Source organism: Streptomyces sp. NPDC127117 (assembly GCF_042677325.1).
Taxonomy (GTDB): domain Bacteria; phylum Actinomycetota; class Actinomycetes; order Streptomycetales; family Streptomycetaceae; genus Streptomyces.
Map to the genome: position 1 here is coordinate 1 of NZ_JBHXTM010000027.1, position 17,408 is coordinate 17,408.

Annotated in this window: 17 protein-coding genes and 1 rRNA gene; 15 read left to right on the top strand and 3 right to left on the bottom strand. The window is 70.6% G+C overall.

Annotated elements, in window-relative coordinates:
- The 9 genes from rrf to ACFVH0_RS23380 form a co-directional block, all read left to right on the top strand.
- Positions 1-107, top strand: a 5S ribosomal RNA gene (rrf, locus tag ACFVH0_RS23340); the annotation flags it as partial.
- Positions 108-181: 74 nt separating this feature from the next.
- Positions 182-826, top strand: coding sequence for an HAD family hydrolase (locus tag ACFVH0_RS23345; protein ID WP_385822919.1), 645 nt, complete (start codon positions 182-184; stop codon positions 824-826).
- Between the two features lie 42 nt (positions 827-868).
- Entirely contained in the window at positions 869-2,074 is a 1,206-nt protein-coding gene (locus ACFVH0_RS23350) for an MFS transporter (protein WP_385822921.1), read from the top strand.
- Entirely contained in the window at positions 2,043-3,215 is a 1,173-nt protein-coding gene (locus ACFVH0_RS23355; protein WP_385822923.1) for an acetoin utilization protein AcuC, read from the top strand. The genes ACFVH0_RS23350 and ACFVH0_RS23355 overlap by 32 nt, the downstream gene beginning before the upstream one ends.
- A 122-nt stretch (positions 3,216-3,337) precedes the next feature.
- Complete coding sequence (locus tag ACFVH0_RS23360) at positions 3,338-4,153, top strand: phosphatase (protein ID WP_385822925.1); 816 nt, start codon at positions 3,338-3,340, stop codon at positions 4,151-4,153.
- Positions 4,154-4,281: 128 nt separating this feature from the next.
- Entirely contained in the window at positions 4,282-4,494 is a 213-nt protein-coding gene (locus ACFVH0_RS23365; protein WP_014046653.1) for a helix-turn-helix domain-containing protein, read from the top strand.
- A gap of 110 nt (positions 4,495-4,604) precedes the next feature.
- Complete coding sequence (locus tag ACFVH0_RS23370; RefSeq protein ID WP_003948845.1) at positions 4,605-4,703, top strand: 30S ribosomal protein bS22; 99 nt, start codon at positions 4,605-4,607, stop codon at positions 4,701-4,703.
- Between the two features lie 198 nt (positions 4,704-4,901).
- The gene (locus ACFVH0_RS23375; protein WP_385822927.1) at positions 4,902-5,996 is read left to right on the top strand and encodes an NAD-dependent epimerase/dehydratase family protein; all 1,095 of its coding nucleotides are present in this window, start codon (positions 4,902-4,904) and stop codon (positions 5,994-5,996) included.
- Between the two features lie 15 nt (positions 5,997-6,011).
- Entirely contained in the window at positions 6,012-7,076 is a 1,065-nt protein-coding gene (locus tag ACFVH0_RS23380; RefSeq protein ID WP_385822929.1) for a lysophospholipid acyltransferase family protein, read from the top strand.
- An 84-nt stretch (positions 7,077-7,160) separates the two neighbouring features.
- Here ACFVH0_RS23380 and ACFVH0_RS23385 read toward each other — a convergent pair whose 3' ends face one another.
- From ACFVH0_RS23385 to ACFVH0_RS23395, 3 genes are all read right to left on the bottom strand, one after another.
- On the bottom strand, positions 7,161-8,351 hold the full coding sequence (locus ACFVH0_RS23385; protein WP_385822931.1) for a DUF5667 domain-containing protein: 1,191 nt from the start codon (positions 8,349-8,351) through the stop codon (positions 7,161-7,163).
- Positions 8,352-8,576: 225 nt separating this feature from the next.
- A complete protein-coding gene (locus tag ACFVH0_RS23390; protein ID WP_385822933.1) occupies positions 8,577-9,353 on the bottom strand; it encodes an ECF subfamily RNA polymerase sigma factor, BldN family in 777 nt (258 codons plus the stop codon).
- 362 nt (positions 9,354-9,715) lie between these two features.
- Positions 9,716-10,669, bottom strand: coding sequence for an HAD family hydrolase (locus ACFVH0_RS23395; RefSeq protein ID WP_385822935.1), 954 nt, complete (start codon positions 10,667-10,669; stop codon positions 9,716-9,718).
- Between the two features lie 147 nt (positions 10,670-10,816).
- Here ACFVH0_RS23395 and ACFVH0_RS23400 point away from each other — a divergent pair, with 147 nt between their 5' ends.
- From ACFVH0_RS23400 to hemB, 6 genes are all read left to right on the top strand, one after another.
- A complete protein-coding gene (locus ACFVH0_RS23400; protein ID WP_385822936.1) occupies positions 10,817-11,092 on the top strand; it encodes a glutaredoxin family protein in 276 nt (91 codons plus the stop codon).
- 272 nt (positions 11,093-11,364) lie between these two features.
- Positions 11,365-12,132 carry a redox-sensing transcriptional repressor Rex gene (locus ACFVH0_RS23405; RefSeq protein ID WP_385822938.1) on the top strand — a complete coding sequence of 256 codons (768 nt, stop codon included), beginning with the start codon at positions 11,365-11,367 and terminating at the stop codon, positions 12,130-12,132.
- A complete protein-coding gene (locus ACFVH0_RS23410) occupies positions 12,129-13,628 on the top strand; it encodes a glutamyl-tRNA reductase (RefSeq protein WP_385822940.1) in 1,500 nt (499 codons plus the stop codon). Before ACFVH0_RS23405 ends, ACFVH0_RS23410 begins: the two co-directional genes overlap by 4 nt.
- Entirely contained in the window at positions 13,625-14,611 is a 987-nt protein-coding gene (gene hemC, locus ACFVH0_RS23415) for a hydroxymethylbilane synthase (RefSeq protein ID WP_385822942.1), read from the top strand. The genes ACFVH0_RS23410 and hemC overlap by 4 nt, the downstream gene beginning before the upstream one ends.
- Positions 14,608-16,278, top strand: coding sequence for a uroporphyrinogen-III synthase (locus ACFVH0_RS23420; RefSeq protein ID WP_385822944.1), 1,671 nt, complete (start codon positions 14,608-14,610; stop codon positions 16,276-16,278). The genes hemC and ACFVH0_RS23420 overlap by 4 nt, the downstream gene beginning before the upstream one ends.
- A gap of 128 nt (positions 16,279-16,406) precedes the next feature.
- Positions 16,407-17,402, top strand: coding sequence for a porphobilinogen synthase (gene hemB, locus ACFVH0_RS23425; protein ID WP_385822945.1), 996 nt, complete (start codon positions 16,407-16,409; stop codon positions 17,400-17,402).
- Positions 17,403-17,408 lie beyond the last annotated feature (6 nt).

Sequence of the window (17,408 nt, forward strand, 5' to 3'; positions counted from 1 at the left end):
ATTGCGTTAGGGAAACGCCCGGTTACATTCCGAACCCGGAAGCTAAGCCTTTCAGCGCCGATGGTACTGCAGGGGGGACCCTGTGGGAGAGTAGGTCGCCGCCGAACTCCTTTTACGGGAAAGCCCCGTGTCCTTGTGGACACGGGGCTTTTCTGCGTTTCCGAACGTCTAGGCTCGAACCATGCGCTACGAACTGGTCATCTTCGACAACGACGGTGTGCTCGTGGACAGCGAGCCGATCTCCAACACCATCCTGGCCGAGTACCTCACGGAGCTCGGTCACCCCACCTCGTACCAGGAGAGCCTTCGGGACTACATGGGGGCCGCCGTGCACCGGGTGCACGATCTCGTCGAGGAACGGACCGGGGAGAAGCTGCCCGCGGACTTCGACGACACGCTCCACTCACGGATCTTCGCCGCGTTCGAGCAGGAGCTGGAACCGGTGGCCGGGGTCGAGGACGTACTGGGGAAGCTCGTGGCCGACGGGGTTCCGTACTGCGTGGCGTCCTCCGGCAGTCACGAGCGGATCCGGGTCGGGCATCGCAAGACCGGGCTCGACCAGTGGTTCGAGGAGGAGTGGATCTTCAGCGCGGAGGACGTGGGGCGGGGAAAGCCGGCGCCGGATCTGTTCCTGCGCGCCGCCGAGCGGATGGGCGTTCCCCCCGAGCGGTGCGTCGTCATCGAGGACAGCCCGCTCGGAGTGGAGGCGGCCAAGGCCGCCGGGATGGATGTGTACGGGTTTACGTCGATGATGCCGGCGGACCGGCTCTCCGGGGTCACCGGGCACTTCTCCGACATGAGCCAACTCCGGGAATTGCTGGCCTGATCCATCTACCCACGGGTAGAAACTGGCCTTACGCTCGCCGCCATGACAGATGCTCGTTTGCGCCACGGCAGGGCCTCCCTCGCGGTGAGTTTCTTCGTGCAGGGAGTCACCTTCGCTCTGCTGGTGACGCGGATTCCCGCCATCCAGGACCGGTACGGGATATCCGACGGGCTGCTGCCCGTCTTCCTGGCCGCAGTGCCCATCCTGGCCGGGGTCGGCAGTGTGGTCACCGAGAAGGTGGTCGTGCGGGTGCGGCCCAGGGTCGTGCTCAGGTGGGCGCAGCCCGTCGTGATGCTCGCGCTGCTCGGCGCCGGCGCCGGGAACGCGCTGTGGGAGGCGGCCCTGGCGCTGGGCGTGTTCGGGCTGTCCGTCGGGGCGCTCGACGCCTCCATGAACATGATGGGCGTCAGCCTCCAGCGGGCCTACGGGCGGTCCATCATGCTCGGGTTCCACGCCGCGTACAGCCTGGGCGGGATCGCCGGGGCGTCCATGGCCTGGGCCGGTGCGCACTGGGACCTTTCGCTCCTGGTCTCCTATCTGCCGGCGGTCGTCGTGCTGCTGCCCGTCGCGTTCATCGGGAGCCGGTGGTACGCCGAGGGCGCGGAGCCGGAATCGGAGTCGGGCGAGGCGCAGGGCAAGGGGGCGGCCTCGGTCTCCTTCAAGCTGCTGATGCCGCTCTGTCTGGTGATGAGCTTCGCGTACATCGGGGACTCGACGGTCTCCAACTGGAGCGCGAAGTATCTGCAGGACGTGCTGGGCAGTTCGGAGCAGCTGTCGACCGTCCCGTACAACGTCTACATGGTGACGACCCTGCTGGGGCGGGCCGTGGGGGACCTCGGGGTGCGGCGGTTCGGGGCCGTGGCCGTGGTGCGGTTCGGGAGTGTGCTGGCCGCTGCCGGGTTCGCCGTGGTGGCGGTCGCCGGTGGGGCGTGGGTCGGGATGCTCGGGTTCACCATGCTGGGGCTCGGGCTCTGTGTGATCGTTCCGCAGACCTTCGCCGCCGCCGGGCGGATGTTCCCCGGGGCGAGCGATACGGCCATCGCCCGGCTGAACGTCTTCAACTACGTGGGATTCCTGGTGGGATCGCCGTTGGTGGGGGCGCTCGGGGACGCCTGGAGCTACCGGGGGGCGATGCTCGTACCGATGGTGCTGGTGCTCGCGACGCTGGTGTACGCCAAGTCGTTCGGCGCGGAGTCCGCCCGATACGGTGGCGGGCATGAGCGGCCGCGCACAGTTGATGTGGGATGACGCAGTAACGGGATACGACTTCGGGGAAAGTCATCCGATGGACCCTGTCAGGCTCGCCCTGACCATGGGGCTGGTCCGGGCGTTCGGGCTCGACGGCATGGTGGACGTGGTGTCGGCCAAGCCCGCCGGGGATTCCACGCTGCGGCTGGTGCACCGCGAGGACTATGTGGCCGCGGTGCGTGCCGCCTCGGCGGATCCGAAGCACGCCGATCAGAAGTACGGGCTCGGGACCGTGGACGATCCGGCGTTCGCCGGGATGCACGAGGCGTCGGCGCTGATCGCCGGGCAGTCGGTGGCGGCGGCCGAGGCGGTGTGGCGCGGGGACACCGCGCACGCCGTGAACTTCACGGGCGGGCTGCACCACGCCATGCCGGGCGGCGCGGCGGGGTTCTGCGTCTACAACGACCCGGCGCTCGCCATCGCGCGGATGCTGGAGCTGGGTGCCGAGCGGGTCGCGTACGTCGATGTGGATGTCCACCACGGGGACGGGGTGCAGGCGGCCTTCTGGGAGGATCCGCGGGTCCTGACCATCTCGCTGCACGAACACCCGCGGACCCTCTTCCCGCAGACCGGCTGGCCGGAGGAGACCGGCTCCGGGGCGGGTGAGGGCAGTGCGGTGAATGTGGCGCTGCCGGCCGGTACGGGGGACGCGGGGTGGCTGCGGGCGTTCCACGCGGTGGTGCCGGAGCTGCTGGCGGACTTCCGGCCGCAGGTGCTGGTGAGTCAGCACGGGGCCGATACGCATTTCGAGGACCCGCTCGCCCATCTCGCGGTCTCGCTGGACGCGCAGCGCGCGGTGATGTCGGCCTGTCACGACCTCGCCCATGAGCATGTGGAGGGCGGTCGTTGGGTGGCCCTCGGCGGGGGCGGTTACGCGGTGGTCGATGTGGTGCCGCGGTCCTGGACGCATCTGGTGGGGATCGCCGCGCACGCGCCGGTCGACCCGGAGTCGGTGATCCCGTCGTCGTGGCGGGACGAGGTCTACGCCCGGACGCGGCAGTTGGGGCCGGCCCGGATGACGGACGGCCGTACGCCTTCCTGGAAGTCGTGGGAGGAGGGGTACGACCCCGCGGACCGGCTGGACCAGGCGGTGCTGGCGACGCGGCGGGCGGCGTTCCCGTTGCGGGGGCTGCTGACCTGAGCCGGGCGGGGGTGGTCGCGGTGCGGCCGTTTCTGTGCGGTGGCGCGTAATGGTTACGCCAACTGTGGGGCGTAACCGGGCTTCCGGCCCCCCGTCCGGGTGGTTGAGGGAGCATCGGTGGAGTGTTGAGCACCGGAGCGCTGCGTGCGCATCTGCTGGCGGCCCGGCTGGCCGGGCCCGTGGCCACCTCGCGGGAGGTGAGTCTGCGGAGCTATCGGCTCTTCGCGGCCCGGGATCCGCGGGTGACACTCGGCCTCGACCCCGGGCGTGGCTGGGAGGAGCAGGATCTGCTCCGGCTGATGGCCGACAGGTGCGGGGTCTCGGACGATCCCGCTCATGTCTCGGGGCCGGATGTGATCGATCCGGAGCGGACCCTGGCAGGTCTGGACGCTTTCGCCGAGCGGCTCTCGCATGCCGCGGTCCGGCGGGCGCCGGTGCTGTTCGGGACCGGTCATCCGCACCGGCTGCTCGGTTTCTACGCAGCGCTGGCAGACGCCATGTCGGCGGCCGGGTGTTCCGTACTCACCCCCGCGCAGGGGCGATGTATCGACATAACGACCCGGTTCGGCGTACGCACGTGCAGCCTCGACTACGTACGGGGAGTCGCGATGGTGCGCGAACCCGGCGTGCGGTCGCGCGGTGGTGACACCGGCGCACATACCCATTCCCCGCTGCCGGTCAGGGTCGTCCTGGAGGCGGCCGCGGAGGGCCGGGGGCGGTTGCCGGAGCTGGTCGTCGGGGACCACGGCTGGGTCTGCGGGGCAGGTCAGCTGGGCATTGAGGCGATCGGTCTCGCCGATACGGACGATCCCGCGCTGTTCGTCGGGGAGGCCGAGGGGCGGGTGGCGGTCGCCGTGCCGCTCGATGACGCGGTGCCGTCCGCGTACTACCGGCCGCTGACGCGCTATGTACTCAATCGGGCGTTTCTGTCACGGTAGGCGGCCGATCGTCTCACCTCTTCCCCACTCGCATCACACGCCCCTAATCTGGGGAGTGAGCGCACAACGACGAAGAGTCACCGGAGGGGAAGCCGGTGGGCGTCTCGTGCGGAAGGTACAGGTGGGTCATGGCTGCTGGCAGCGAGAGGCCTCTCAACGAGGTCAAGTTTCTGACCGTGGCGGAAGTCGCCTCTGTCATGAGAGTGTCGAAGATGACCGTGTACCGCTTGGTGCACAGCGGTCATCTGCCGGCGATCCGGGTGGGCAGGTCCTTCCGGGTTCCGGAGCAAGCGGTTCACGAGTATCTCCGCGAGTCCTTTGTGGGGGTGGAGTCCGCCTGAGGTTCACCTCGGATTACGCCCCTCACGCGCTGGCGGGTAGGCTAGGCCGACGTAGGTCGTGTGGGCCCAGACGCCCCGCACCAGTGAAGAAGAAGTGAGCGAGGGTAGTCGTGGGCTCTGTTATCAAGAAGCGGCGCAAGCGGATGGCCAAGAAGAAGCACCGCAAGCTGCTCAAGCGCACGCGCGTTCAGCGTCGCAACAAGAAGTAAGCGAACGCTGTTCGTGAATCCGCAGCCCTCCCGCCGGTCAGGCGGGAGGGCTGCGGTGCGTTGTGGGGACAGTCGCTCCGGCAGTCGCCCGCATTCGGGCCAAAGACTTGGAGGAAGGCCGCCGCGCGGTCATCACAGGGCAACATCCACCCGCTACGGTGACGGCCAGGGGAAACCTTTCGACGGAAGGCGCTGATCTTGGGGAAGGTCGTGCTGGTCACGGGAGCGGCCCGGCAGCTGGGCGGCCGCTTCGTGCGGCGCATCCAGCGTGATCCGGGTGTGGACCGGGTGATCGCCGTCGACGCGGTCGTACCCGGACACGGGCTGGGCGACGCCGATTTCGTGACGGCGGACATCCGCCAGCCCGCGATCGCCAGAGTCCTCGCCGAGCACTCCGTCGACACGGTGGTGCATCTGGACGTCTCGGCCAAGGCGGTCGGCACGGGCGGCCGGACGACGGTCAAGGAGACCAACGTCATCGGCACCATGCAGCTGCTCGGTGCCTGCCAGAAGGCGCCCAGCGTGCGGCGGCTGGTGGTCAAGTCCAGCACGAACGTGTACGGCTCGGCGCCCCGCGATCCGGCGGTCTTCACCGAGACCACCCCGCCCAAGTCCCTGCCCAGCGGGGGCTTCGCGAAGGACGCGGTGGAGGTCGAGGGGTACGTACGGGGCTTCGCGCGCCGCAGGCCGGACGTCGCCGTGTGCGTGCTCCGGTTCGCGAACATCCTCGGGCCGAAGGCCGATTCGCCGCTGGCCGACTATCTGTCGCTGCCCGTGCTGCCGACGGTGTTCGGATACGACCCGAGGCTCCAGTTCGTGCACGAGGACGATGTCATCGACGTCCTGGGCGTCGCGTCCGGAGAGCCGGGGCGCGGGACGCTGAACAGCGGCACGTTCAACATCGCCGGGGACGGGGTGCTGCTGCTCTCGCAGTGCTCGCGGCGGCTGGGGCGGCCGACGGTGCCGTTGCTGCTGCCCGCGGTCACCTGGGTCGGCCAGGCGCTGCGTACGGCCGGCATGACGGACTTCTCGCCGGAGCAGATCCGGCTGCTCACCCACGGCCGGGTGGTCTCCACCGTGCAGATGCGCGAGACCCTCGGCTTCCACCCCCGGTTCAGTACCGCGGAGACGTTCGCGGAGTTCGCGCGCAGTCAGGGGCCCGGACTGCTGCCGCCCGAGACGGTGGGCAGGGCGGTCGACCGGCTGGCGGCGGTGCCGTTCGCCACGGCGGGCGGCGATGCCGCGGGGATCACCGGGGCCGGCGACACCGAGCCGACCCCCAGCGCCAGGTAGAGGAGCGCATCGACGATGGCGGATGCCAAGGTCATTCCGTTCGACGACGACCGTTCGCGGACGGGCGGTTCGGCGCGCCCCGCACGGCGCCGGCCCTCGGGGGGCGGTGGCCGGGGGCCCACGGCGGCCTCCGCGGTGGGGACCGCGGCCGTGAGCGCCCTGCCCGGGCAGCAGGACGCCTCGAAGCAGCCCCCGGAGCCTCAGCGGGCCGGGCAGCAGGGCGTGGAGTCCGACGGGCGCGGCGGCTGGGACCGGCGGATCGCCGGCGGGCTCGCGTTCCTGCGGCGGCGGGTCACGGGTGAGTACGACGTGGACGAGTTCGGGTACGACGAGGAGCTGACCGATCAGGTCCTGATGTCGATGCTCCGGCCGGTGTACGAGAAGTACTTCCGGGTCGAGGTGAAGGGCATCGAGAACATCCCCTCCGAGGGCGGGGCGCTCATCGTGTCCAACCACTCGGGGACGCTGCCGCTGGACGGGCTGATGCTCCAGGTCGCGGTGCACGACAACCATCCGGCGGACCGGCATCTGCGGCTGCTCGCCGCCGATCTCGTCTTTGTGCTGCCGGTGGTGAACGAGCTGGCCCGCAAGGCCGGGCACACGCTGGCCTGTGCGGAGGACGCGGAGCGGCTGCTGCGGCGGGGCGAGGTCGTGGGGGTGATGCCGGAGGGGTTCAAGGGCATCGGGAAGCCGTTCGGGGAGCGGTACAAGTTGCAGCGCTTCGGGCGGGGCGGCTTCGTGTCCACGGCGCTGCGGGCCGGGGTGCCGATCATTCCGTGCTCGATCGTGGGGGCGGAGGAGATCTACCCGATGATCGGCAACTCGAAGACGCTGGCGCGGCTGTTGGGCTTCCCGTACTTCCCGATCACGCCGACGTTCCCGTGGCTCGGGCCGCTCGGGGCGGTGCCGCTGCCGACGAAGTGGACGATCCAGTTCGGGGAGCCGATCTCCACCAGCGGGTATCCGGTGGAGGCGGCGGAGGATCCGATGCTGATGTTCAACCTGACGGATCAGGTGCGGGAGCAGATCCAGCACACGCTGTACAAGCTGCTGGTGCAGCGGCGGTCGGTGTTCTTCTGAGGGCGTGCCGATGCGCAGGGGCGTGCCGACACGCGGAGGGGGACGGGCTCGTGGAGTCCGTCCCCCTCCGCGTATGAGGTGGCGCTAGTCGTTCTTCAGGTCCTCGCCGTTGATCCCCAGGCCGGGGAGGAGGCCGGGGAGGAGCGGCGGGAGGGTCACGTCCGGGGTGGGCGGGGTGCTGACCCGGCCGTCGGCGGACGGGACGGTGCCGGGGGGCGGGGTGCCGAACAGGCCGTCCGTGCCGCTGATCAGGCCCTCGGACGAGGCGTTGCCCGAGCCCGAGGGGTGGGGCGAGGTGCTGTCGCCCGTACGGCCCTGGGGGGCTTCCGGCGATGTGGGCGCGGAGGGGGCGGTGTGCGAGGGGCGGGTGCCCCGATCCGCGGTGCCCGAACGCCGGGCGTCGCCGCTGCCTTCCGGGGGGCGGGGCAGCAGTGACTGGAGCGGCTGGACCTCTTCGTCTATGGCGTCGAAGACCGAGCTGACCTGGTCACCGACGTCCGTCAGCTGCACGGGGAGCCGGTCGCGCAGGCTGCTCCAGCTCTCGCGGTGCGAGCGGGAGAAGGAGTCCAGGGTCTGGATGGGGCCGATGGCGCCGTTCTGCTGGTAGGCGGAGTGGAGCAGGCGGTGGCCCTCGCTGGCGTCGTGCGTCATGCCGTTGAGCGTGCGCCTGACCTCGCCGAGCTGTTCGTGGTCCAGGTCGCCGGAGCGGGCGCGCTCCATCAGCCGACGGGCCTCGCTGAGCCGCGTGGATGCCTGGTCGAGGTAGACCTCACCGCGGTCGGCGTCGCCGCTGGCCATGCCGAGGTGGATGTCCTCCATGCCGCGCTTGAGCCCGTACAGCGAATCACCCGGCAGGGCGTCGGAACTGGCAGCGGCCACTCCGCCGAAGGCGCCCGCCGCCACACCGACGGTGAGCCCGCCGGCCGCGAGGCCCTTCGTCCAGCGTGAACGCGGACGCAATTTCCGGAGCGGGGAGGCCCGGTGGGCTCCCTTGGCCCGCTGTTCGGGCACCGTAGGGCCCGCGGACGCACCGCCCTGGGTGAACATGGCCTCCATGGCGGCGACGAGCTGGGCTCGCTGCACCACTTTGACCTCGGGATCCAACTCCGGCCTCGGTACCTCACCGAGGCCGTTCGCCAGGGCCAACAGCTGTCCGTGGTCGGCCGGTTCGGCCGGTTCCTCGGGCTGTGCGGCCGCCGCACCGCGGAGCGACTGCTCCTCCAGGGCCTGGGCGAAGGCGTTCGCCCGCCGGTGTGCCGAAACGTTTGCGATCACTGGCGGCACCTCCTCTCGTCATGACGGTCGACTCCCCTGGGGGTCCGGAAGGTTGCACACCTTGAGCGCTTCCACACGAATGAGTGAGTGTCGGCGGACATGGGGTGACGACAGGGGGCCTGCAACCGGCACAACGAGGGGCGCGGCACTTGGGTTACGCACGAAGGATGATCGGACCAGTGTGTGACGGGGGTGTCGCCGAGAGTGACTCGGCCGGGCGTGTGGTCAGCGGGCATCGTCCGGGAGGAGCCGGGCCAGCGTACGGACGGCGCGGTACTGAAGGGTCTTGATCGCGCCCTCGTTCTTGCCCATGACCCGGGCGGTCTCGGCGACCGAGAGGCCTTGCAGGAAGCGCAGGGTCACGCACTCCTGCTGCTGGGGGTTGAGCCGGCGCACGGCCTGGAGGAGCGCGGCGTTGGAGAGGGACTCCAGGACGGAGTCCTCGGGACTGCGCTCGACCTCGTTGGCGTCGAGCATTTCGCCGGTGGTCACTTCCAGCCGGAAGCGGCTGGACTTGAAGTGGTCGGCGACGAGATTGCGGGCGATGGTGACCAGCCAGGCGCCGAAGTCGCGGCCCTGCCAGGTGAACGTGGAGATGCGGCGCAGGGCGCGCAGGAAGGTCTCACTGGTGAGGTCCTCCGCCGTCGCCTTGCCGCCCACGCGGTAGTAGATGTATCGGTAGACGGTGTCGCTGTACTGGTCGTAGAGGCGGCCGAAGGCGTCGGCCTCGCCGGCCTGTGCGCGCTCGACGAGATCCATCATGCGCGCGCTGTCGCTGTCGGCGGTCGGCCGACGAACGGTGGACGTGGTTGTTGCGCCGCGGTTGCTGCGTCTTCCGACCGCCGCACTGCGTTCGGCCAGGGCGTAGCAGGGGCCGGCAGGTGCAGGGGCGGCAAATGCGGGTACGGCGTACGCGGTGGGGACGAAGCCGCGCAAGCGGTCGGCGACCGTTGCGCGCAGCGTAGCCAGGCCCGAGGCGTCAACCCCGACGTGTGGGTACACGGGACTCCCAGAGGCAGAGCTTCCATCACGTGCAGTGCGAAACCGTCACTCGTCGTAGTGAGTGGTGGGTTCCGGAATGCGTCTGAGGAGAATAACGCTTCGTACAGGCAGTGCTACACCCAGTTGCTCAAATCATCGATTACGTCGCTTCTGTAGCGACTAAACGACGCATCTAGTAGCACATCGTGACCGTTTACTGATCGAATTACTTCGCTATCTGCCTGTCGGGGCGACGGGTTGTGGTCGTGTGCGAGCAATGCGACTGGCCGGAGCGGTCGGTGGGTAAGGGGTTCCGATCGGCCGCCGGGCTCCGGGCGTGGCTGACCCGGCCCCCGGAGGGGCCGGGCGGGGAGAGCGCCGGGTCAGCGGCGGCGGCGGTGCAGGGCGACGGCGGCGGCGGTGCCGCCCGCGATCGCGCCGACGCCGGCCGCGGCCGGGATGCCGACCTTGGCCGCCTTGCGGCCCGTCCGGTAGTCCCGCAGCCGCCAGTCGAGCGCGCGGGCGTGCTTGCGGAGCTTGGCGTCCGGGTTGATCGCGTACGGGTGTCCGACCAGGGACAGCATCGGGATGTCGTTGTGCGAATCGCTGTACGCCGCGCAGCGGTCGAGGTCCAGGCCCTCGGCGGCGGCCAGGGCGCGGACCGCCTCGGCCTTCGCGGGGCCGTGCAGCGGCTCGCCGACCAGCCGGCCGGTGTAGACGCCGCCGACGGATTCGGCGACCGTGCCGAGGGCACCGGTCAGGCCGAGCCGGCGGGCGATGATCGTGGCGGTCTCGACCGGGGCCGCGGTGACCAGCCAGACGCGCTGCCCGGCGTCGAGGTGGGCCTGGGCGAGGGCCCGGGTGCCGGGCCAGATGCGGTCGGCCATGTACTCGTCGTAGATCTCCTCGCCGATGGACATCAGCTCGGAGACCCGGTGGCCCTTGACGATGGACAGGGCGCTGTCGCGGGCGTCCTGCATGTGTTCCGGGTCCTCGACGCCCGCCAGTCTGAACCAGGCCTGCTGCCAGGCGAACCGGGTCAGCTCGCGGCGCTGGAAGAACTTCCGCTTGTACAGGCCGCGGCCGAAGTGGAAGATCGCCGCGCCCTGCATGACGGTGTTGTCCAGGTCGAAGAAGGCGGCGGCCCGTTCGTCGCCGACGACGGGGAAGGGTGCCTCCTCGGCCTCCGCCTTCGCGGCGGCGCCCTGCTCGGTGCCGGGGGACTGATCGTCGGGGAGGGTGGATTTCCGCGCTGCCTCAGCTGCTGCCTCGCCGGCCAGCACGCTCCGTGCTGTCGCGGGGCGCCTACGGGGTGTGAGCCATCCAAGAGCGGCCATGTCGTGAGCATAGCCAGTCGGTTCGGCCCTTCCCGACCTGCCGGGATGCCGCGGCGTGAACTCTCGGCCGCCGATTTGTTGAACGGGTGATTCCGGGCGTACCGGATCAAGGGCGGAACAGCTTCTCTCCCGGCGCAGAATGAAGGCATGAGTGCCTTGTTTCGACGTACGAAGAAGAAGCCCGCGGAACGTGTGGTGACCCTGGTCGGGAAACCCGGGTGTCACCTCTGTGACGACGCGAGGCAGGTGGTGCGGGAGGTGTGCGAGGAGACCGGCGCGTCCTGGGAGGAGAAGGACATCACCGTGGACGAGGAGCTGTACCGGGAGTTCTGGGAGCAGATTCCGGTGGTGCTGATCGATGACGAACAGCACACGTTCTGGCGGGTGGACCCGGCGAGGCTGCGCGCGGCACTGGGGTCATGAGCGAAAGACGGTTACCATCGTGGGCGTTTTGAGTGCTCTCGGGGGAGTGGCTGTGAGGAGTGTGTGCCGCTTTGCCCCCTTCGGGCCCGCAACGGGCTGATGCGATCCTTGGTTCCGGGATCGCGCGACGAATGTGCGTGACCCCGGTCACTTTGACCGGACAAAACGGACACTATCTTTGTGCACGCGTTCACAAAGACATAGCCTGCATTCGACGGGGCGGCCTTGGGAAATACGGCCGCCTGCAGCCCCGCTCATCCCGCAGGAGCACCGTGGCAACTGGCCGAACTCACCGACCGGCGACCCGTAGCCGAGGAATTCCCGAGGCCACCGTCGCCCGACTTCCGCTGTATCTGCGCGCACTGACCGCGCTCTCCGAGCGCTCGGTACCCACGGTCTCGTCCGAGGAACTCGCCGCGGCGGCGGGGGTCAATTCCGCCAAGCTGCGCAAGGACTTCAGCTACCTCGGCTCGTACGGGACGCGCGGCGTCGGCTACGACGTCGAGTATCTCGTGTACCAGATCTCCCGCGAACTCGGGCTCACCCAGGACTGGCCGGTCGTGATCGTCGGTATCGGTAACCTCGGCGCCGCGCTCGCCAACTACGGCGGCTTCGCCTCCCGTGGTTTCCGGGTCGCCGCGCTGATCGACGCCGACCCCGCGATGGCCGGCACGCCGGTCGCGGGCATCCCCGTCCAGCACGCCGACGAACTGGAGCGGATCGTCGGTGACAACGGCGTGTCGATCGGTGTCATCTCGACCCCGGCCGGTGCCGCGCAGCAGGTCTGCGACCGGCTCGTCGCCGCGGGCGTCACCTCCATCCTGAACTTCGCGCCGACCGTGCTGTCCGTGCCCGACGGCGTCGACGTCCGCAAGGTCGACCTCTCCATCGAGCTCCAGATCCTCGCCTTCCACGAGCAGCGCAAGGCCGGCGAGGACACCGCCGAGAGCAGCTCGGACCCGGCCGCGCCCCCGGTGCGCTCGGCCTCCGGCAGCCGGAAGGGACCCGACGGGGACATGCCCGCCGTGATGCCGGCATGAGTCTTCTTGTCGTAGGGCTGAGCCACCGCAGCGCCCCGGTCTCCGTACTGGAGCGGGCCTCGCTGACCGCCGAGGCGCAGGCCAAGCTGCTCCAGGACACGCTCGCCGCGGAACCCGCGGTCGAGGCCGCCGTGCTGGCCACCTGCAACCGCATCGAGCTGTACGCCGACGTGGACAAGTTCCACGCGGGCGTCGCCGAGCTGTCCACGCTCCTCGCCCAGCACAGCGGCGTCGGGCTGGACGAGCTCACTCCGTACCTCTATGTGCACTACGAGGACCGGGCCGTCCACCACCTGTTCTCGGTGGCGTGCGGGCTGGACTCCATGGTCGTCGGCGAGGGCCAGATCCTCGGCCAGATCAAGGACGCGCTGGCGCTGGGGCAGGAGCTCCACACGGCCGGCCGGCTGCTGAACGACCTGTTCCAGCAGGCCCTGCGGGTCGGCAAGCGGGCCCACAGCGAGACCGGGATCGACCGGGCCGGGCAGTCGCTCGTCACCTTCGGTCTCGAACAGCTCGCGGCCGGTGCGGACGTCGCCGGCTGGGCCGAGGGCAAGCGCGCACTGGTGATCGGCGCGGGCTCGATGTCCTCGCTCGCCGCCGCCACCCTGGCCCGTACCGGTGTCGCCGAGATCGTCGTCGCCAACCGGACCCGGGCCCGCGCCGACCGGCTCGTCGAGATCCTGGTCCAGCCCGGAGGCACCGGCGTGGCCGCCCGTGCCGTGGAGATGGCCGCGGTCCGCGACGAACTGACACGTGCCGATGTCGTCGTCTCCTGCACCGGTGCGACCGGTCTGGTGCTGACCGCGGAGGCCGTCGCCGACGCGCTCGGACTGGACATCGGCGACGCCGCCGAGGCTCCCGCCGCGCCCGCGGTGCCCGCTCCCGCCCCGGCCGACGCCGACCGGCACGCCGCCTGGGTGGAGAACGGCAGCGCCGGTGCGGTGCGCCAGGCGGTCCGCCGGGCCACCGTGCCCGCCCAGGGCGCCGGCCCCGTACGCCTGGCCCTGCTCGACCTCGCGATGCCGCGTGACATCGACGGCGGGGCGGCCCGGCTCGACGGTGTGCGCCTCGTCGACATCGAGTCGCTCGCGGAGGCGTCGGCGGACGCCCCGATGGCGGCCGATGTGGACCAGGTGCGCACCATCGTCGCCGACGAGGTCGCCGCCTTCGGCGCCGCTCAGCGCGCCGCCCACATCACCCCGACCGTCGTCGCGCTGCGCACGATGGCCGCCGGAGTGGTCGCGGGCGAGATCGCGCGGCTCGACGGGCGCCTCCCCGACCTGGACGAGAAGCAGCGCGCCGAGATCTCGCAGACCGTGCGCCGCGTCGTCGACAAGCTCCTGCACGCGCCCACCGTGCGGGTCAAGCAGCTCGCCAGCGAGCCCGGCGGCGCCGGGTACGCCGACGCGCTGCGGGAACTCTTCGACCTCGACCCGCAGACGGTCGCCGCCGTCTCCCGGGCAGACCTGAACGACCCGAATCGAGGGCGGTCATGACCGACAACACAACCCCGGTCGCGGGGGCCGACAAGCCGCTGAGGCTGGGCACCCGGCGCAGCAAGCTCGCCATGGCGCAGTCCGGCCTCGTCGCCGACGCGGTCAGCGAGGTGACCGGGCGCGCCGTCGAGCTCGTCGAGATCACCACGTACGGCGACACCTCGCGGGAGCATCTCGCGCAGATCGGCGGCACCGGTGTGTTCGTCGCGGCGCTGCGCGACGCGCTGCTGCGCGGTGAGGTGGACTTCGCCGTCCACTCGCTGAAGGACCTGCCGACCGCGCAGCCCGAGGGCCTCGTGCTGGCCGCCGTGCCGGTGCGCGAGGACCCGCGCGACGTGCTGGTGGCGCGGGACGGGCTGACCTTCGAGCAGCTGCCGTCCGGTGCCCGCATCGGTACCGGCTCGCCGCGCCGCATGGCGCAGCTCAACGCGTACGCCCGTAACCACGGCCTCGAAATCGAGACCGTGGCGATCCGGGGGAACGTCGATACGCGTATCGGATTTGTCCGGAGCGGTGAGCTGGACGCGGTGGTACTCGCCGCGGCCGGGCTCAGCCGCCTCGGCCGGACCGGTGAGGTGACCGACTTCCTGTCGGTCGACACCGTCCTGCCCGCTCCCGGCCAGGGAGCACTGGCGATCGAGTGCGCTGAGACCAGCGCCGACCTCGCCGCAGCGCTCGCCGAGCTCGACGACCCGTACACCCGGGCCGCCGTGACCGCCGAGCGTGCCCTGCTCGCCGCCCTGGAGGCCGGTTGCTCCGCACCTGTGGGTGCGCTGGCCGACCTCCTGGTCGACGGACAGGCTGTCAACGAACTGCGCCTGCGCGGAGTCGTCGGTTCCACCGACGGTTCCTCGCTGGTGCAGCTGTCCACCACCGGTCCCGTCCCCACGTCGCAGGACGACGCGGCGGCTCTCGGTCGCGAGCTCGCGGCCGAGATGCTTGCCAAGGGTGCGGCCGGTCTTATGGGGGAGCGAGCACTTTGAGCCCCACCGGCCCCGCCGCATCCGACTTTCCGGCCCTGTCCGCACAAGGGCACGTCACCTTCCTCGGCGCCGGTCCCGGCGACCCGGGGCTGCTGACTCTGCGCGCCGTCGAGGCGCTTGCGAGCGCGGACGTCCTTGTCGCCGAGCCGGACGTCCTCGGCGTCGTTCGCTGCCATGCGCGGGCAAGCGTAAGCACACCCGAGCTGACGGTTGTTGACGCGCAGTCAGCAGCCGCCGGTGTTCCCGTTCTCAGGGATGCGGCCAATCTTGTCATGGAGGCCGTGAGGGGCGGCAGGCGGGTCGTCCGTGCCGTCTCGGGTGATCCGGGACTGGACGGGAACGCGGGTGCCGAGATGCTCGCCTGCGCCGCCGCCGGCATCCCCTTCGAGGTCGTGCCGGGTGTCGCCAACGTCGTGGGTGTGCCCGCGTACGCCGGTGTGCCGCTGCGTGACGCGCAGGGCGCGGACGTCAGGTTCGTGGACGCCCGTACCGCCTCCGACCGCTGCTGGGCCGAGGTCGGCGCGAGCGATGCCACGGCCGTCATCTCGACGACGCTCGACTCGGTGGCCGCGGCTGCCGGTGAGCTGGTCTCGGCGGGCCGCAAGCCCGACACCCCGCTGACCGTGACGGTCGCCGGTACGACGACCCGCCAGCGCACCTGGACGGCGACCCTCGGGACGATCGCCCAGGTCCTGAAGCAGGCGAAGGTGCTGCCGTCGCCGGAGGGTCACCGGCCCGTCATAGCCGTGGTCGGTGAGCGCAGCTCCGCCGCCCAGCGCGACCAGCTCGCGTGGTTCGAGTCCAAGCCGCTGTTCGGCTGGAAGGTGCTCGTACCGCGTACGAAGGAGCAGTCCGCGTCGCTCTCCGACCAGCTTCGTTCCTATGGTGCCGTGCCGCACGAGGTCCCGACGATCGCCGTCGAGCCGCCCCGTACGCCCCAGCAGATGGAGCGTGCGGTCAAGGGTCTGGTCACGGGCCGTTACGAGTGGATCGCCTTCACCAGCGTCAATGCCGTGAAGGCCGTCCGGGAGAAGTTCGAGGAGTACGGGCTCGACGCCCGTGCCTTCGCCGGGATCAAGGTCGCGGCCGTGGGTGAGCAGACCGCCGCCGCGCTGGTCGACTTCGGTGTGAAGCCGGACCTGGTGCCGTCCGGTGAGCAGTCCGCCGCCGGTCTGCTGGAGGACTGGCCGCCGTACGACCCGGTCTTCGACCCGATCGACCGGGTCTTCCTGCCGCGCGCCGACATCGCCACCGAGACGCTGGTGGCCGGGCTCATCGAGCTGGGCTGGGAGGTCGACGACGTCACCGCGTACCGCACGGTCCGCGCCTCGCCGCCGCCCGCCGACACGCGTGAGGCCATCAAGGGCGGCGGTTTCGACGCGGTGCTCTTCACCTCGTCGTCGACCGTGCGGAACCTGGTCGGCATCGCGGGCAAGCCGCACAACGTGACGGTGATCGCGTGTATCGGCCCGGCCACCGCGAAGACCGCCGAGGAGCACGGCCTGCGGGTCGACGTCCTGTCCCCGGAGCCCTCGGTGCACAAGCTGGCCGAGGCCCTCGCGGAGTTCGGTGCGCGGCGCCGGGAGGCGGCGAAGGAGGCCGGTGACCCGGTGACGCGGCCGAGCGAGCGGCGTCCCGGTGCGCGGCGGCGTCGTACGACGACCTGAGCCGCGCGTTCGGAGTGTGTGAGGGGCCCGGTCGCTTCGGCGGCCGGGCCCCCGCTCGTTCGTTTGGCGCTCTTTTCCCGGCGCAGGTGTCGGTAAGACGGTGATGTGTACGGGTCTAATCTCGAAGAATGACTGTGTACGGAAACTTCCCCGGCTCCCGCCCCCGGCGGCTGCGGACGACCCCGACGATGCGGCGGATGGTCGCCGAGACACGGCTCGATGCGGCGAATCTGATCCTGCCCGCGTTCGTGCGCGAGGGCATCGATGCCCCGGTCGCCATCTCGACCATGCCCGGCGTGCAGCAGCACACCCTGGACACCCTGCGGAAGGCCGCCGTCGAGGCGGTGTCGGCCGGGGTCTCCGGAATCATGCTCTTCGGCGTCCCCACGGACGAGAAGAAGGACGCCCGGGGCACGGCGGGCACCGACCCGGACGGCATCCTCCAGGCCGGGCTGCGCGCGGTGCGTGCGGAGGTCGGTGACGATCTCGTCATCATGTCGGACCTGTGCCTGGACGAGTACACCGACCACGGCCACTGCGGTGTGCTCACCGAGGACGGCCGGATCGACAACGACGTGACGCTGGAGCGGTACGCCGAGATGGCCCAGGTCCAGGCCGACGCGGGCGCCCATGTGGTGGGCCCGAGCGGCATGATGGACGGCCAGGTCGGTGTCGTCCGCGACGCGCTCGACCAGACGGGCCACGAGGACGTCTCGATCCTCGCCTACACCGTGAAGTACGCCTCGGCGTTCTACGGGCCGTTCCGCGAGGCCGTCGGCTCGTCGCTCATGGGCGACCGCAAGACGTACCAGCAGGACCCGGCGAACAGCCGTGAGTCGCAGCGCGAGGTGGCGCTCGACCTCGCGGAGGGGGCCGACATGGTCATGGTGAAGCCGGCCGGTCCGTACCTGGACATCCTCGCGAAGGTCGCCGACTCGGTGGACGTGCCGGTCGCGGCGTACCAGATCAGTGGTGAGTACGCGATGATCGAGGCCGCGGCCGAGAAGGGCTGGATCGACCGGGACGCGGCGATCTTGGAGAGCCTGACCGGGATCCGGCGCGCGGGTGCGCAGATGATCCTGACGTACTGGGCGACGGAGGTCGCGAGGCGGCTCTCCGCGTAGCCGGGC

Bases quoted from the DNA above. Each gene is read 5' to 3' on its own strand.
- ACFVH0_RS23345 (WP_385822919.1), top strand. From the start codon at position 182: ATGCGCTACGAACTGGTCATCTTCGACAACGACGGTGTGCTCGTGGAC.
- ACFVH0_RS23350 (WP_385822921.1), top strand. From the start codon at position 869: ATGACAGATGCTCGTTTGCGCCACGGCAGGGCCTCCCTCGCGGTGAGT.
- ACFVH0_RS23355 (WP_385822923.1), top strand. From the start codon at position 2,043: ATGAGCGGCCGCGCACAGTTGATGTGGGATGACGCAGTAACGGGATAC.
- ACFVH0_RS23365 (WP_014046653.1), top strand. From the start codon at position 4,282: ATGGCTGCTGGCAGCGAGAGGCCTCTCAACGAGGTCAAGTTTCTGACC.
- ACFVH0_RS23380 (WP_385822929.1), top strand. From the start codon at position 6,012: ATGGCGGATGCCAAGGTCATTCCGTTCGACGACGACCGTTCGCGGACG.
- ACFVH0_RS23395 (WP_385822935.1), bottom strand. From the start codon at position 10,669: ATGGCCGCTCTTGGATGGCTCACACCCCGTAGGCGCCCCGCGACAGCA.
- ACFVH0_RS23400 (WP_385822936.1), top strand. From the start codon at position 10,817: ATGAGTGCCTTGTTTCGACGTACGAAGAAGAAGCCCGCGGAACGTGTG.
- ACFVH0_RS23410 (WP_385822940.1), top strand. From the start codon at position 12,129: ATGAGTCTTCTTGTCGTAGGGCTGAGCCACCGCAGCGCCCCGGTCTCC.
- hemC (WP_385822942.1), top strand. From the start codon at position 13,625: ATGACCGACAACACAACCCCGGTCGCGGGGGCCGACAAGCCGCTGAGG.
- hemB (WP_385822945.1), top strand. From the start codon at position 16,407: ATGACTGTGTACGGAAACTTCCCCGGCTCCCGCCCCCGGCGGCTGCGG.